Genomic DNA, 15,431 nt, shown 5'->3' with positions numbered 1-15,431 from the left:
AGCCCGGCTGACGGGTCAATCCAGTGGCAGGCGCTCAAAATGGTACATCAGCCACTGGTTTTGTGATTGCCCGGTGTCGTCACCGGGGCTGGACCAAACAGTCCGGACGTTACGCACGCACTGATAGATTCTGAAGGAGCGGGTATTCTCGATGATCAGGCCGCGCACAGACGGGTTGAGTGTGTAGTTGGAGATCTCGACCAGCTTCCAGTCATCCTCCATGGTACGATCGACGCAGTCATTTCCCGACAGCAGATCCTGGTACGGTAGTTCGACCTCTGCCCAGGCATGCGCGGGCACGACCATATCCAGCTGCAGTTCGGCGTCTGCCTGACCGCCGGATTCGTCGCGGAAGACGATTTTTTCCAGAGTAACAGCTGCATCACTCTGATTCTGAGCGACCACACGTATTCCGGCGTTGCTGTTAAGATGCCATGCTGCGGAATAGATGGCGTATTTAACCGGGCTTTCAAAGCTTTCCTGGGCCGCTGCCAGCGGGTCTCTCGATTGCGCCGACACGAGCATCGGCATACACACCCAGCCCAGCAATCCCAGCATGGCGATAGTGCGAGGCAGGTTGCCTGCGGCAATTATCGGTTTTGTCGGGGTGCTTGGGGTGCAGAGTTCAGACATTGTGCTTAGATCCGTTAATACTGACAGGATTATCAAGGACTTTAATAGAACATGGAATATGGCCCAAGATCAAGTTTCTATCGTTCGACATTATCAACGGCGAGGCGGAGTGGCCGGGCCTGGCACGTGACCCGCCGGTTTTTTCAGGAGTACTGACAACGTGGATAATCTTTCCCGAATCAAACACATAATCTGCATAGCCTCAGGCAAAGGCGGTGTGGGTAAATCTACAACGACAATCAATCTGGCGGTAGCGTTGCAGCAGCAGGGCTTCAGGGTCGGCTTGCTGGATGCGGATATCTATGGTCCAAGTCAGCCCATGATGCTGGGCGTTCGTTCGGGTATGCGGCCGGAGATTGTCGACAAACAGTATATGCGTCCGATTCTCGCCTGTGGTCTCGAAACCAACTCAATGGGGTATCTGGTTGAAGGCAGCACGGCGATGGTGTGGCGCGCACCGATGATTGTGGGCGCGTTCAATCAGATGCTGAAGTTTACTTTGTGGTCAGAGCTGGATTACCTGCTGATCGATATGCCGCCGGGCACCGGTGACATACAGCTCAGTCTGTCGCAGTCGGTAAGTCTCACCGGTGCGGTAATTGTCACGACACCGCAGGATGTAGCGTTGCTTGATGCCCGCAAGGGCATAGAAATGTTTCGCAAGGTCAATGTCCCCTTGCTCGGCGTCGTGGAAAACATGGGCGTACATATCTGCTCGAACTGCGGACACGCCGAGGCAATTTTCGGCGAGGGCGGCGGCGAGCAACTGGCGCATGACTACGGGGTCGGTGTCATCGGTTCATTGCCGCTGGATCTCTCCATCCGTGAACATACGGATGCCGGCACACCCATATTGCTGGCCCGGCCCGATGGCGCCGTTGCCAGTGCGTATCACGACCTGGCCCGGCGCCTGACCGCCAAAGTTGCGGAGCTGGACAGTGCCAAGTCATCTGCGCCGACCATAACGGTGTCGGATGACTGAATCAGCCCGGCAGACGAATTTCCTCTACCATATCCTGCACAGCTTTGGGGGGTGCCGGGTAAAAGCGGTTTACAGTCAGGGCAACCACCGTGTTGACAAAGGTGCCCAGAGTACCGATACCTTCCGGTGAAATTCCGAACCACCAATGCTCGGCGTTGCTGGTGTCCGGGGATATGAACTTGAAATAGACAATGTAGGCAGCGGTGAAGAAAAAGCCAGCCAGCATGCCGGATATTGCGCCCTGGCGGTTCATGCGGCGATAGAAGATACCCAGCACAATGGCCGGGAAGAACGACGCGGCGGCGAGACCGAAGGCAAACGCGACGACTTCGGCGACAAAGCCCGGTGGATTAATGCCGAAATAGCCCGCGATCAATATGGCAACGAAAATTGACAACCGTGCGTACAATAATTCCTGTTTTTCCGTGATGCCGGGCATCAGGCTGCGTTTGAGCAGATCGTGCGACACCGCCGTGGAGATGACCAGCAACAAGCCTGCTGCTGTTGACAGGGCGGCTGCCAGCGCACCAGCCGCAACCAGCGCCACCACCCAGTTGGGCAGGCCCGCGATTTCCGGGTTTGCCAGTACCATGATGTCGCGGTTGACGGTCAGTTCATTGACCGCCGGATCACCCGAGTACTGCACCACACCGTCCGCATTCAGATCGTCGAAGGCAATCAATTGGGTTGTTTCCCAGGTGCTGAACCAGCCGGGCAGGTCCTCATACGTCGCATTGTTAACGGTATTAAGTAAATTGGTTTTGGCAAAGGCTGCCACGGCCGGTGCAGTGGTGTAAAGAATGGCAATAAAGACCAGGGCATAGGCGGCGGATTTGCGGGCATCGCGCACACTGGGCACGGTAAAGAAGCGGATGATGACATGGGGCAGACCTGCGGTGCCGAACATCAGCGCTGCGGTAATAAAAAACACGTCCTGAGTTGGACGCAGTCCTTCAGTGTAGGCAGCAAAGCCCAGGTCCAGGCTCAGGTTGTCCAGTCTGTCGAGCAGATAGCCGCCGCCATATTCAGGCGTAAGTTCGGAGCCAAAACCCAGCTGTGGTATGGGGTTCCCGGTCATCATCAGCGATATGAAAATTGCCGGCACCAGGTAGGCAAAGATCAGCACACAGTACTGTGCCACCTGGGTGTAGGTAATACCTTTCATGCCGCCCATGACGGCGTAGAAGAATACGATGGTCATGCCGATGATGACGCCGGTGGTAATGTCGACTTCCAGGAAACGGGAAAAAACGATACCTGCCCCCTGCATCTGGCCACAGACATAAACAAACGATACTGAAATGGCGCAGAAAATGGCGACCAGTCGGGCGCTGTTGGAGTAATAGCGATCACCAATAAAGTCGGGTACGGTAAACTTGCCGAACTTGCGCAGGTAGGGCGCCAGTAACAAGGCCAGCAACACATACCCGCCGGTCCATCCCATCAGATAAAAAGCACCGTCACGCCCGAGAAAGGATATCAGCCCGGCCATGGAGATGAAGGAGGCGGCCGACATCCAGTCGGCGGCCGTCGCCATGCCATTGGCCAATGGATGTACGCCGCCGCCGGCGACATAGAAATCATTGGTGGAACCGGCGCGGGACCGGATGGCGATGCCGATATACAGGCCGAAGGAAAGTACAACAAAGATATACGTCCAGATCTGAACACTCATGCCGGATCCTCCGGCTGCTGTTTGTCTGTTGCCTGTTTTTTGTCACGCGTGTACCGGGCGTCCAGTCTGTCCATGCAGACCAGATAAACCAGAATAATAACAACAAAGACGTAGATGGAGCCTTGCTGGGCGATCCAGAATCCGAGTTTAAAACCGGCAAAGCGGAAATTATCAAGAAAGTCTGCCAGCAGAATGCCGCAGACAAATGAGATAAAGAACCAGATGCTCATCAGGACGATCAGAATCCGGACGTTGGCCTTCCAGTATGCCCGTGCGTGTTCATCGCGCATGCCTTACCCTCGGTTTTTATTGATTTTTTTTGATGGTAGCACTAAACAAAGAAGGTGCATAGCGGGTCTGGCCACTTCCCCGCCAGATGTTATTGCTCCCGTGTTGTGTCCAGCCCCTGCGCTGCCAGGGGCGCCACCAATTGCCCCATACGCAGCGCTTTGTCACTGGAAGCGTTGCCATCCAGTCCGCGTTTGTAAACGCCTTGCAGGATAGCGGCGAGGCGGAAAAAACTGAACGCGAGATAGAAGGTCCAGTGTGCGGGTTCTTCTATTCCACGGATAGTGCAGTATTGCTCGATAATGGCTGCTTCGTCGGGGATATTCAGTGCTGCCAGGTCCTCGCCCTGCAGGCCCTGCATTTCTCCTGCGCGCGGGAGACGCAGGGCCATGCAATAGTAGGCCAGGTCGGCCATGGGATGGCCCAGCGTCGCCAGCTCCCAGTCGAGTATTGCGCGAATCCTGGCCTCGCCGTGATGAAAAATAACGTTATCCAGCCGGTAGTCACCATGAATGATGCTGCATTCACCATCATCGTCAGGCAGGTGCTGCTCAAGCCAGTCTATCAGTGCGTCCATCTGCGGCAATTCCGACGTAGCCGACGCCCGGTATTGCTTGATCCAGCGCGACAATTGGCGCTCGTAATAATTGCCCGGGCGACCGAAATCAGCCAGGCCATGTGCCTGGTAGTCGACCTGGTGCAACCTGGCCAGTGACTCAACCAACGCCCGATAATAGGCCGGGCGAGTGCCGGCCGGCACTTCCGGTAGTGCGGGATCCCACAGAATGTCACCGTCCTCAAAGCTCATCAGGTAGAACATGCTGCCAATGACGTTGTTGTCTTCGCACAGGGCTATGGGTGTCGGCACGGCGACGTCGGTATGCTGCAGGGCGCTGATCAACCGGAATTCCCGGTCCACCGCATGAGCGGAGGCGAGGAGCTCGCCTGCCGGTTTTCGTCGCAGCACGTATTTATTGTAGCCAATGTCGAGCAGGAAACTTGGGTTGGACTGACCCGATGCGAATTTTTGCAGGTTAAAGTGCCCGGTGTAATCCGGCAATGTCTGTTCCAGCCACTGATGCAGGTCAGCATTGGTTATGTCGGTATTTTTGTTTGTCTGATGCGTTGACATAGTCGGCGTATACTCGCAGGTTTATTGTTGATTGACCTCAGGTGTAGCTCAGTGCGTTCAGGCGCCCGGGCCGTTGTAAGTGCGCCAGTGCGTTAAATCCGGCCAGTTGGAACCCGCGCTGGTTGTAGATCAGGTGGTGCACACCTGTGTTGCGGGTTTGCATGTTCAGATTTATCAGCGTGTCTACACCACAGCTGAGTACCTGGCTCAAGGCCATGGCCATGGCGCCGCCTGAACTGACGGCAAGCACGGTTTCGTCCTGTTCCCGGGCGATGAGGCTCTGCATGGCGTGGTGAACACGGTCATGAAACTGATCCCAGGTTTCGATACCCGGGCTGTCAGCGGTCTGGTCTACCGCATGCAACTCTCCGCGCGACCAGGCAATCATGGCTTTGCGTAGCATCTGGAAAAAATCGCGGCCGCCGTTGGCGGTACCAGGCAGCGGGATGTCGCTGAATTTGCAATAGATTTCAGCCAGGCCGTGGAAATCGAATTCGTTTAAACCGGTCTCGACATGCAATGGCAGCTGCTGACCATTGCCGGCAAGAATGGCTTGTGCGGTCTGCTGTTGCCGCGAAAGACTACCGGTGATAACCCGGTCGAAGTGAATGCCCAGTTCTTTAAAGTGTTCTCCAAGCCATTGTGCCTGCTGGTAGCCCAGCGGTGACAGCTGGTCATAATTGGCGGCGCCAAAGGAAGCCTGGCCATGGCGCACAAGGTAGAGCTGACTCATACAATAAAAACCCTGGTTATTGATTTTAATTATTTGCGAATTTGGCTATTATTCATCAAACGAATAGGACATGGAAGACGAATGCGGCTTGTAAGCATAGCCCTGCAAAATAATTGGCGAAACAGGCAAGAGGTGGGCCGTTCTGAAAAAAATCGATCTTAATCTTTTTCTGGTCTTCGACACCATTTACACCGAGCGTAACCTGACCCAGGCGGCAAAGTCACTGGCGATAACGCAACCTGCGGTGAGCAATGCGCTGTCGCGTTTGCGGCGTGTGTTCAATGATGAGTTGTTTGTTCGCACTTCCAAAGGCATGTTGCCAACCCCCGTGGCCGATGGTATCGCGCAGAATGTCTCGGCAGCGCTGGGCCTGCTCAATGCCAGTGTACTGGAGCGCGAAGAGTTCAACCCGGCATCGGCAGACCGAACCTACCACTTCAGCATGACCGATCTTGCCGAAGCGGTGATTCTGCCGCGCCTGTTTCCTTTTTTCGAGATTAATGCGCCGCATCTGATGCTGCAGAGCTACTACACCAAGCGTCATGAACTGGTCCGGCATCTGTCGCGCGGCGAGCTGGACTTTGCCATTGATGTGCCGCTGATTGAAGATACTCAGGTATCTCATCAGTCACTGATCAGCGATCATTACGTCTGTGCCATGCGTCCTGGCCATCCGCTAGCCGATCAGGAACTGACCCTGGAGGCCTATCTGAACCTGCGCCATATTCATGTGTCCAGTCGCCGTAAAGGCCTGGGGCAGGTTGATATGGCGCTGCTCAAACATCAGGCAGAACGCAGGATTCAGTTGCGGGTCCAGCACTACCGCGTAGCGGCCGAGGTCGTCAGTGGCACGGATCAGGTGTTGACTGTGCCGAGATTTCTGGCATCCCAGTACAAGCTGACGTTGCGGCCGTTGCCGTTTGAGGTGCCGCCGCTGGATCTGCATTTGTACTGGCACCGCCAGTCTGACAGTGATCCTTCGCATCGCTGGTTGCGGGAAAGCCTGCTGGCGCTGTTCTGATCAGATTCGGGGTGCCAATCATGGCGCGAGTTGCTTTTGCGGGTATGCGCTTACTAACTGTCTGCGGTCTGCTGGCCCTGATACTGCTGTCAGCCTGCAGGCAAACCACTGTCACTTCGACAGACCCCTATATCTGGCTTGAATCGCCGGTAACCAGTCCGCGGGTAAGCGCGTGGTTGACGCAACAGATGGCAGCGACCCGCAACTGGCGCCGTCAGCAGACGCATTACCAGACAACCCGGGAGCAATTGCACGCCGCCTGGGATCACCCCAAGTGGCAGGTAGTGGACATAAAAAACGATCAGGTTTTTTTCTACTACAATCCGGGGCTCGCCGATCACTACAGCCTCTATCAGCAGCCGTATGCCGACTTCATTGGCGACCGTGCCCGCAGTGGTGAGACGCCCGGTGCCAGCGCGCGATTGTTGATAGGGGCAGAGGTGTTTGTTGACGGCACCCGACCCGGAGACATCGCAATCAGCCCTGATGGCGGGTGGCTGGCTTACCAGATAAACCATATCTCCGCGGTCGGTGCCACGGACCGCCGCTGGTACGTTCAGTCATTAACATCCTCTTCGCCTGCGCCGATATCTGCAGGCGTGTCCCATGAGGGATGGTACTTGCCAGCGGAGCATTTGATCTGGGCCGATAGTGATGACAAGCTGTTCTTTACGGTCTCTGTGCCAACGACTGGCGATGGCAATGGCGCCTGGCAGGCGCGGGTGTATTCCTACCAACCGGGTGCGGCGCAGCCTGAGCTGGTCCACATTGAAATTGCCGGGCGCCCGATCGAACAGCTACACCTTGTTGATGACGGGGCGGGTCCCGGACCGGACGATGATTCACCCGGTTATGCCTTGCTCGCGGCCGTGGCAGCAGTCCCTGAAGCGGCATCCTCCCGGAGTCTTTTATTTGGCTGGCGTGTGTTGCAGCTGGACAAGTCGGCGCCAGGGAATCTGGCTTCTGCCCGGTGGTTATCCTTTGCTCGCGACTATCGCGATGATATCGATCGTGCGCAATACGTGGGTGTTGTCCGTGGCCGTCATGCATTTCTTGCCCGCGCTGGGCGCGGTACCGGCGCCATCATATTGGCCGACGGGCAGCAGTCACAAACGCTGGTCGCAGAAACGGATGCGCCTCTGTTGTCGGCACGGGTGTTGGGGCGGACTCTGGTACTGGAGTACCTGGTGCATGGCAGTTCGACACTGCGTATGGTCGATCTGGACGGTCGTCCTGTGCAAGCAGCTGGTGTGCCGGACCTGCCGGCACCGATCAGGATTGATGCCATGCGCGCCCTGGACGAGCATCGCCTGCTGCTGACATTCAGCGGCATTCTGACGCCGCCACGCAGTGAACTTCTGGATATAAGGAACACAACAAGAATCGTCCTGAGCCAGGATGAGCCTGGAATAAAACCGGCTGACTTTGAGGCCAGGCTGCTGAAGGTGGTATCCGACAAAGGTATCAGTGTTCCGGTCTGGCTGGCCGGTCCGCAGAGTTCGCTTGACGATAAAACAGAAAATCTGTTGCTGGAGGTTTATGGCGGATTTGGCGTGCCGATGGAAACGGCGTTTTCGATCAGTCGCCTGACATGGATGGCCAATGGTGGCGCCTATGCTGTGGCCGGGCCGCGCGGGGGCGGGGACTACGGAAAGCGCTGGCATGATGATGGCAGTGGCGAGCAACGATATAATAGTATTGCCGACGTACTGGCAGTTGTGCACTGCTTGCGCGATAAGTGGCTGACTGACGGTGGCAACCTGGCGATCAGTGGTCGCAGCCACGGTGGTTTACTGGCCGCAGAGGCTGTCCACCGGGCGCCGGAGAAATTTTCTGCGCTGGTGACGGAGGCCGCCGTGTTCGATTTAGCCAGGCTCCACGCGCTTGGTGGCGCGCAGTTCTGGCGGGAAGAGTATCAAGGGTCGGTGTCGTCGCCGTATCAGCGGTTGTTGACGGGTGATCAGAATCCGGCTGTGCATTCACCGTCTCGTCATCCACCATCTCGCCATCCACCCACGCTGCTGATAACCCGGGCTGTTGATCCGGTTGTGGCGCCGGCGCACAGCTTCAAATATGCGCAGGCTGTGCAGAATTTAACGCGGGACCAGGATGCACCGGCAACGCTGCTGTATATTGCGCCAGGGCAGGGCCACGATGCCGACGGCACGGTCAATGCGCTGATTGATGACTATGCGCTGCGCTGGTCGTTTCTGAATAGTCGATTTAGAAAGCAGTTGCCGTCCGAATAAGCGGTGGGTACAGGATCGGGGTCTGGTTGGTGTCTCAGTCTATGCAGGTCTTGATATAGTCGAGCAGACGCCGGCGCTGGATTTTTGCCGCTTCGCTGCTTCTTTCCTCTTCAGCGTCGACAGCAGTTGTCGCTACCTGACTGTAACGACGCAGCAATTGCCGCAAGGTCTGACGCTCGGCACTGGGCCAGGTTTCAACAAAGGCCTGAATGTCGTCCTCGCTGCCGCTGAGCAGACGCTCACCCCATTGTTCTATATCCTGACCGCGGCGGATCTCCTGCCGGTCCGGTGTGCGCAATTTTTCCAGGGCTGCGCGAATGCTTTCGTGATCGCTGCCGCGCATCAGTTTGCCGATAAACTGCAGTTGGCGCCGTTTTGCTTCGTTGCGGTTGGGCAGGCGCTGGTACTCGCGCAACGCACCCAACAATGGTTCGGGTACATCAATCTGTTCCAGTTGCTTTTTGTTCAGGCTCAGCAGGTCTTCGCCCATTTTCTGGAGCTCGGTCATCCGCTTTTTGCGTTGAGTCTTGCTCTCTTCGCCGCCGTCTGTGTTGTCGTCATGTCCGGACACATCGTCCATATCAAACCGCAACGTTGGAGTTTCTTTCATGTCAGTGCCTTATTCGTTTTCATCAAAACGGTTGTCAACCAGTGCCTGAATTGCCTGCAAGGCATCTGTTTCATCGCCGCCGTCAACAACAATGTTGAGCACCGTGCCTTTGCCTGCAGCCAGCATCATCAGGGACAGGATGCTTTTGCCATCAACCAGCTTTTCGGTGCCAATACGAACGCTGCTGCTGAATTGTGACGCAACTGCGACCAGGCGCGCAGCGGCGCGGGCATGCAAGCCCGCCTTGTTGCAGATGGTAATAGTGGATTCGATCATGATTTTCGGGAAGCCTCCTTGCGCGCGAGCTCCCGGTGCATGACCTGCAGATTGCTGATTCGGCCCGAGAAAGCCTGTTTTAACTGTTCACACAAATAGACTGACCGATGTTGTCCGCCAGTGCAGCCAATGGCCACCGTGAGGTAGCTGCGATTGCTGCGTTCGATTCGCGGCAGCCACTTTTCCAGAAACTGAAATATATCATCTTGCATGGCCGTGACGTCATCCTGCGCTGACAGATATTGTCTGACTGGTTCGTCCAGTCCGTTCAGCGGTCGCAATGCCGGTTCCCAGTATGGATTTGGCAGGCTGCGTGCGTCGAATACGAAATCAGCATCTATCGGTACGCCGTTCTTGAATCCGAATGATTCAAACATCAGGGCCAGTGAACTGTCTTTTTTCTCCACTACCCGCGCACGGACGGTGGCGCGTAGTTCGTGAACCGACATGGTACTGGTGTCGATAGACAGGCCTGCCAGAGCAGCAATAGGTTCGAGCATGTCGCGCTCTTTATTGATGGCTTCACGCAAGCCGATACTCTCTGTGGTCAGGGGGTGTTTGCGTCTGCTTTCACTGAAACGCTTGATCAGGGTCGGGCTGTTGGCATCCAGAAAAATGATTTCAGTGTCAATTTTCGAAACCTGAAGTTCGCCAATTATCTGCGGTACTTTTTTAAGATCATCAGGTAAATTGCGCGCGTCAATACTGACCGCTACCCTGGGCAGGGCAACGGTTTCGCTCGATATCCGACTGACAAAAGCCGGCAACAGGCTCGCCGGCAAATTGTCGATACAATAATAGCCATGATCTTCCAGCATGTTTAGCGCGGTGCTTTTGCCGGAACCGGAGCGGCCGCTAACGATCAGGAGTCTCACAATTGGTCGCCTGTCTCATTTGGATCTGGGTTGAGTTTGGGTGTATGTCACGCTGCTGATCGTACCGGCAGGCGTCAGCGGTCAGTCTTGCGGCTGCTCGCTGAACCGTATCGCGGTCTGGTAAAGCTCACTGTTGTTTTTGGCATCACGCAAGGCCTGGCAAAACGCTTCCTGATGGAACAGTCGCGCCAGCCCGCTCAGGACACGCAAATGCTCATCAGTTTCCTCCGCCGGCACAATCAGCACAAACAACAGGTCTACCTGCTGTGAGTCAATGGCATCAAAGTCGATGCCCTCATCCAGTTTGACCAGTGTGCCTATAATCCGGGTGCATTCCTGTACGCGACAGTGAGGTATTGCTATGCCATTGCCTATGCCGGTGCTGCCCAGTTGTTCGCGCGCCAGCAATGCGTTGTAGATAGCGTCTGCCGACAGGCTGCTGGCGCTGCCCGCGATATGCTCACTGACGGTCGTGAGAAAGCGTTTTTTGCTGACGCCCGGCATATCACAGACGGTGCGTTCAGGGCTCAGGATTTTGCTCAGTTGCATCAGGTTTTCCTAGTCTTCCGATGGTTGCCATTCTAGAACCTTGGTCTGCCGCTGGCAATGCATCAACGCTCAGTCCGGGGCTAGACAAGCCTTTTTCGTTCGTTGGAAGGCGGAATGGACAGGGATTCCCGGTATTTCGCAATTGTTCGCCGGGCAACGTTGATACCCTGGTCTTCCAGCAACTGCGTGATTTTACTGTCGCTCAACGGCTTGCGGGGGTTCTCCGCCACCACCAGCTTCCTGATCAGGGCGCGAATGGCGGTTGACGAACATTCGCCCCCGCCAGCGGTGCTGACGTGGCTGGAAAAGAAATACTTTAATTCGAAGATTCCGCGCGGTGTGTGCATGTACTTCTGCGTGGTGACCCGGGATATCGTTGATTCGTGCATCTCGACGGCTTCCGCGATATCGTGCAATACCAGCGGTTTCATGGCTTCCTCGCCTTTTTCCAGAAAGCCCTGCTGATGCTCGACAATCCGGCTGGCAACCTTCAGCAGCGTCTCGTTGCGGCTTTGCAGGCTTTTCAGAAACCAGCGAGCTTCCTGCAGGTTGTCGCGCAGGTAGTTGTTATCGGTGCTGTTTTCCGAGCGTTTGACCAGTGCTGCGTAATCCGCGTTGATGCGCAGCTTGGGCGCCGTCTCAGGGTTGAGTTCGACACGCCAGCGGCCGCTGCGAGGGTCTTTGCTGACAAACACATCCGGTACGATGTAGGTGGCAGTGGATGGGGCAACATCGGCGCCCGGGCGCGGATCCAGTTTCTCTATGATGGCGATTGCGTCGCGCAACTCGGGCTCTTTCAGACGAGTCAGACGCATGACCTGAGCGTAGTCGCGATTGCCCAGCAGTGACAGGTGGTCTTTAACCAGGATACGGGCATGACGCACGGCATCGGTAACCAGGATGTCCGGAATCTGGTTAAGCTGTATCAGCAGGCATTCGGACAGATCCCGTGCGGCTACACCAACCGGATCAAAGTGCTGCACCCGATGCAACACGGCCAGGACTTCATCCTCTTCTATGTCCAGGTGCTCCTGCAGCCCTTCCTGGATCGATTCAAGGCTGGCGGACAGCTGCCCGTTGGCGTCCACGGCGTCGATGATAGCCATGGCGATAAGTCGGTCAGTGTCCGACATGGTGGTCAGGTTCAGTTGCCAGAGCAAGTGATCCTGCAATGATTCTGACGCTGTGTCGCGGGATTCGAAGTCGTCGTTATCGGGGGCCGGGCTACCACTCGTGTAGCTGTTCTGATAAATATCATCCCAATTGGTGTCAACTGTCAGTTGTTCCGGGATGTTGTCTTCCCAATGCGATTCGTCGCCGCTGGCCTCGTAGGACGCGTCGGAAGAAGACTGTTCGGCAAAGGTGTCACGAACCTCATCTTTTCCGCTGCTGTCCTGTTCTTTGCCACCCTCAGACTGGCTGTTCGATTCGCTGTCGCCGTTATCGTAGCTGGTGTCATTGCCGTCGGTGTCATGGGATTCATCCACCTCCAGCATGGGGTTGGATTCCAGAGCCTGATGAATTTCTTGTTGTAAATCCAGAGTGGATAGCTGCAGGAGCCGGATTGCCTGCTGCAGCTGGGGAGTCATGGTCAGCTGTTGACCAAGCTTTAGCTGTAGCGAAATTTTCATGGCATCAGATACATCGTTGTTGCTCGTTGATAACAGTTGCTCGTTGATAACAGATATTGTGTTGGTCGCGCTCGCAGGCCCTTTTGGGCTCTTGTCGGGCGTTATTGAGGCATGATGGCTCTTCGTGGCCTGTTGCCGCTCTGCGCGCGTCAAGCAAGCATCATGCCGATCTGTGATGAATTTTGCAATATTTTTACCAGGGAAAATTTATGCTATGTCGTGAACCTGGCAGCCAGGCCGCAGGCTGCGCACGGTCAAATACGGAATTTTTCGCCAAGGTAGACGTCACGCACTTTTTGATTGGCCAGTATCTGTTCGGCACTGCCTTCGGCAATGATGCCCCCTTCGCTCACGATATAGGCTTTCTCACAGATATCCAGCGTTTCCCTGACGTTGTGATCAGTCAGCAGAACACCAATGCCGCGCGTTTTCAAGTGTTCGATGATGGATTTGATATCACTGACAGAGATCGGATCGACACCGGCAAAGGGCTCATCCAGCAAGATGAAGCGTGGATCATTGGCCAGTGCGCGCGCGATCTCGGTGCGCCTGCGTTCACCGCCGGACAGGCTCATACCCTTGTTGTGGCGTATGTGGGTGATATGGAACTCCTGAAGCAGGCTCTCCATTTTTTCCAGGCGCTGGGCGGCGTCGAGATCCTTGCGGGTCTGCAGGATCGCCATGATATTGTCTTCAACACTGAGATTGCGAAAAATCGATGAGTCTTGTGGCAGGTAACCAACGCCCAGGCGGGCACGCGAATAAATCGGCAGGCCGGAAAGCTCGGTATCATTCAATTGAATATTGCCGGCGTCAGCCTTGACCAGCCCTACAATCATGTAGAAGCAGGTGGTCTTGCCGGCGCCGTTGGGGCCGAGCAGGCCTACAATCTGGCCGCTGTTGACGCTAATGGACACGTCGCGAACCACTTGGCGGCCCTTGTATGATTTGGCCAGGTGTCTGGCTGCCAGAGTATCCATCAGTTAGGGTTGGTGTCCGTTGTCGGTACTTCTTCTGCCTGTTGTGCGCCGTTCGCTTGCGGTGTCGGGGCCAGTACGGCGTTGCAGGGGCCGGGAGAGTCGGTGGCCCCCGATTCCACGACATGTTTGATCTGCGAGCACTGCAATGCCGTGCGCCCGCGATTGAAACGGGCGTCGCCTATGAACTCGACAACCGACATCAGGCCGCTTTCCATGGATTCGTTATAATAAACAATTGAGTCGCTGTCGCCGTTAATTTCCTCAACGTCCGCCTGCGCGGCGCGCACAAAACGTGCCGGTTGTCCCTCAACAGTGACCTTGATCAGATCGCCGGTTTCGATGTCTTGTTCCAGGCGTGCAGTGTCGCCGAAAATACTGATCAGACCCTGTTGGAATCGAACATTGTCTCTCAGGGTCGTGATGCGTGTGTTACCTGACGATTCTATGCTGCCCGGGCCATCGGCGGAGGCATTCAGAACTTCATTGCTGTCTTCCTGCGCGACAGTATTGGCGACGCTGGTATTGGCAACTTCCTGGTCTGTGGATTCAAGGACGGGTTGGGCGCAGAGCGGCGCGCTGGTGCCGATAAAAACTATCAGCAGCGCAGCAGTGCGCAACACAGTGTTGGAACCTTTAATTGTCAACACGATAATACCGGCCCTGTATGTCAGATAAAAATGTGATGGTGTCCGCGCTGAGGTCGGCGCGCATACCCTGGGACGTCTGTTCCAGGCCGTTGCCGGTGACTGTGACCCGGGCGTCAGTAAACATGGTTTGTGTGGGAGGTTCTACTGTGAGCCGGTCACTGGTCAGGCGAACATTGCTGTTCTCTTCACTGCGATGCAGGATCTGAACAGCATCGGTCAAATTCAATTCCAGGATGTCTCCTCCGCTTGTGGCCCGAATTCTGCCTGAAGCGGCGGAAATATTCCAGCGTTCCCGGCTGCCTTCGAACATTTGCATCACCGGTTCCGTGAGCTCTGTCACCTGACCCGGGAACAGTCGTTGTTCGCTGGCAGACAGTGTGTAGGCCATCAGTCCGTTCTCGTCATAGATGACGCTGCGGATGCCACGCCCAAAGCCATCGAAGCTGGCTTCCGGACTGAGCACATCAATCTCATTGTCCTCAATCGGGGACACCCCGGTGCGCTCAGTCAGCAGCCAGGCAATCAGGATTGCCGGGATCAATGCCAATAACCATCGATATTTCAAGCGCTTCATGTTCGCCTCGGGATCTTGTCAATGCTGTTGTCAGCTTTCATAAAACGTCGCAACAGCCTGTTCGTACTTGCTCTGCGCGCGCAACAGAAAGTCTGCCACATCGCGCACCGCACCCTCGCCGCCCGCGCGGGTGGTGCACAGTGCGGCGCAATGGTGGACGCTTTCGTGAGCATTGGGGACCGCGATGGGCAAACCGATGCGGCGCATCACCAGCAGGTCGGGTAAATCGTCACCAACGTAGGCTATCTGATCCAGTGGGCATGGGTATGTCTGCAGCAGCTCATCCAGTGCGTTGGACTTGTCTTCCCGGCCCTGGGCAATCAGGTTTATGCCCAGGGCGGCAGCGCGTCTCTCCAGCGCGGCTGATTTACGACCACTGATAATGCCGACATGAATGCCGTTTTGCTGCAGCAGTTTAATGCCCTGGCCGTCCAGCGTATTGAAGGCTTTCATGACTTCACCGTGTTCGCCGTAGAACAACTGGCCGGTGGTCAGCACGCCGTCAACATCCAGCAACAGCAGAGTGATGGTTTCGGCGCGCTTCAGAACCTCGTCGGCGGTGTCATAGTATTTCAT

The 15,431-nt window shown here is 55.9% G+C and carries 17 protein-coding genes; 3 read left to right on the top strand and 14 right to left on the bottom strand.

All coding sequences use genetic code 11. From position 1 onward, the window contains the following. Nucleotides 1-15 precede the first annotated feature (15 nt). Nucleotides 16-633 carry a hypothetical protein gene (locus WD071_RS12760; RefSeq protein WP_368048764.1) on the bottom strand — a complete coding sequence of 206 codons (618 nt, stop codon included), beginning with the start codon at nucleotides 631-633 and terminating at the stop codon, nucleotides 16-18. 160 nt (nucleotides 634-793) lie between these two features. On the opposite strand from WD071_RS12760, the gene apbC reads away from it, so the two are divergent. Next, nucleotides 794-1,615 (top strand): iron-sulfur cluster carrier protein ApbC, encoded by an 822-nt coding sequence (apbC, locus tag WD071_RS12755; RefSeq protein WP_368048763.1) that lies wholly within the window; start codon nucleotides 794-796, stop codon nucleotides 1,613-1,615. Nucleotide 1,616: 1 nt separating this feature from the next. Here the strand turns inward: apbC and WD071_RS12750 are convergent, their stop codons facing one another. From WD071_RS12750 to WD071_RS12735, 4 genes are all read right to left on the bottom strand, one after another. Beyond that, the gene (locus WD071_RS12750; RefSeq protein ID WP_368048762.1) at nucleotides 1,617-3,290 is read right to left on the bottom strand and encodes a sodium:solute symporter family protein; all 1,674 of its coding nucleotides are present in this window, start codon (nucleotides 3,288-3,290) and stop codon (nucleotides 1,617-1,619) included. Beyond that, nucleotides 3,287-3,580: a DUF4212 domain-containing protein gene (locus WD071_RS12745; RefSeq protein ID WP_368048761.1), complete on the bottom strand. Its 294-nt coding sequence runs from the start codon at nucleotides 3,578-3,580 to the stop codon at nucleotides 3,287-3,289. The genes WD071_RS12750 and WD071_RS12745 overlap by 4 nt, the downstream gene beginning before the upstream one ends. Nucleotides 3,581-3,669: 89 nt before the next feature. Continuing rightward, nucleotides 3,670-4,710, bottom strand: a complete 1,041-nt coding sequence (locus WD071_RS12740; RefSeq protein WP_368048760.1) for a phosphotransferase family protein — start codon at nucleotides 4,708-4,710, stop codon at nucleotides 3,670-3,672. A gap of 37 nt (nucleotides 4,711-4,747) precedes the next feature. Next, nucleotides 4,748-5,443 carry a histidine phosphatase family protein gene (locus WD071_RS12735; RefSeq protein WP_368048759.1) on the bottom strand — a complete coding sequence of 232 codons (696 nt, stop codon included), beginning with the start codon at nucleotides 5,441-5,443 and terminating at the stop codon, nucleotides 4,748-4,750. A gap of 142 nt (nucleotides 5,444-5,585) precedes the next feature. Here WD071_RS12735 and WD071_RS12730 point away from each other — a divergent pair, with 142 nt between their 5' ends. Both WD071_RS12730 and WD071_RS12725 read left to right on the top strand, forming a co-directional pair. After that, nucleotides 5,586-6,464, top strand: a complete 879-nt coding sequence (locus tag WD071_RS12730; RefSeq protein WP_368048868.1) for a LysR family transcriptional regulator — start codon at nucleotides 5,586-5,588, stop codon at nucleotides 6,462-6,464. Nucleotides 6,465-6,484: 20 nt separating this feature from the next. Then, nucleotides 6,485-8,713: a prolyl oligopeptidase family serine peptidase gene (locus tag WD071_RS12725; RefSeq protein WP_368048758.1), complete on the top strand. Its 2,229-nt coding sequence runs from the start codon at nucleotides 6,485-6,487 to the stop codon at nucleotides 8,711-8,713. A gap of 34 nt (nucleotides 8,714-8,747) precedes the next feature. Here the strand turns inward: WD071_RS12725 and yjgA are convergent, their stop codons facing one another. The 9 genes from yjgA to WD071_RS12680 all read right to left on the bottom strand — a co-directional run bounded on the left by yjgA (nucleotide 8,748) and on the right by WD071_RS12680 (nucleotide 15,431). Continuing rightward, nucleotides 8,748-9,323, bottom strand: a complete 576-nt coding sequence (yjgA, locus tag WD071_RS12720; protein ID WP_368048757.1) for a ribosome biogenesis factor YjgA — start codon at nucleotides 9,321-9,323, stop codon at nucleotides 8,748-8,750. Nucleotides 9,324-9,332: 9 nt separating this feature from the next. Then, nucleotides 9,333-9,599, bottom strand: a complete 267-nt coding sequence (locus WD071_RS12715) for an HPr family phosphocarrier protein (protein ID WP_368048756.1) — start codon at nucleotides 9,597-9,599, stop codon at nucleotides 9,333-9,335. Further along, nucleotides 9,596-10,474, bottom strand: a complete 879-nt coding sequence (gene rapZ, locus WD071_RS12710; RefSeq protein WP_368048755.1) for an RNase adapter RapZ — start codon at nucleotides 10,472-10,474, stop codon at nucleotides 9,596-9,598. Before rapZ ends, WD071_RS12715 begins: the two co-directional genes overlap by 4 nt. An 81-nt stretch (nucleotides 10,475-10,555) precedes the next feature. Continuing rightward, complete coding sequence (gene ptsN / locus WD071_RS12705; RefSeq protein ID WP_368048754.1) at nucleotides 10,556-11,023, bottom strand: PTS IIA-like nitrogen regulatory protein PtsN; 468 nt, start codon at nucleotides 11,021-11,023, stop codon at nucleotides 10,556-10,558. A gap of 80 nt (nucleotides 11,024-11,103) precedes the next feature. Continuing rightward, entirely contained in the window at nucleotides 11,104-12,654 is a 1,551-nt protein-coding gene (locus WD071_RS12700; protein WP_368048753.1) for an RNA polymerase factor sigma-54, read from the bottom strand. Nucleotides 12,655-12,908: 254 nt separating this feature from the next. Further along, on the bottom strand, nucleotides 12,909-13,634 hold the full coding sequence (lptB, locus tag WD071_RS12695; protein ID WP_368048752.1) for an LPS export ABC transporter ATP-binding protein: 726 nt from the start codon (nucleotides 13,632-13,634) through the stop codon (nucleotides 12,909-12,911). Beyond that, nucleotides 13,634-14,281, bottom strand: a complete 648-nt coding sequence (locus tag WD071_RS12690) for an LptA/OstA family protein (RefSeq protein ID WP_368048751.1) — start codon at nucleotides 14,279-14,281, stop codon at nucleotides 13,634-13,636. The genes lptB and WD071_RS12690 overlap by 1 nt, the downstream gene beginning before the upstream one ends. Then, a complete protein-coding gene (gene lptC / locus WD071_RS12685) occupies nucleotides 14,268-14,855 on the bottom strand; it encodes an LPS export ABC transporter periplasmic protein LptC (RefSeq protein ID WP_368048750.1) in 588 nt (195 codons plus the stop codon). Before lptC ends, WD071_RS12690 begins: the two co-directional genes overlap by 14 nt. 30 nt (nucleotides 14,856-14,885) lie before the next feature. Beyond that, nucleotides 14,886-15,431: a KdsC family phosphatase gene (locus tag WD071_RS12680; RefSeq protein WP_368048749.1), complete on the bottom strand. Its 546-nt coding sequence runs from the start codon at nucleotides 15,429-15,431 to the stop codon at nucleotides 14,886-14,888.

This window comes from Pseudohongiella sp. (assembly GCF_040877505.1).
Taxonomy (GTDB): Bacteria; Pseudomonadota; Gammaproteobacteria; order Pseudomonadales; family Pseudohongiellaceae; genus Pseudohongiella.
This window is presented reverse-complemented; position numbering and strand designations above follow the sequence as displayed.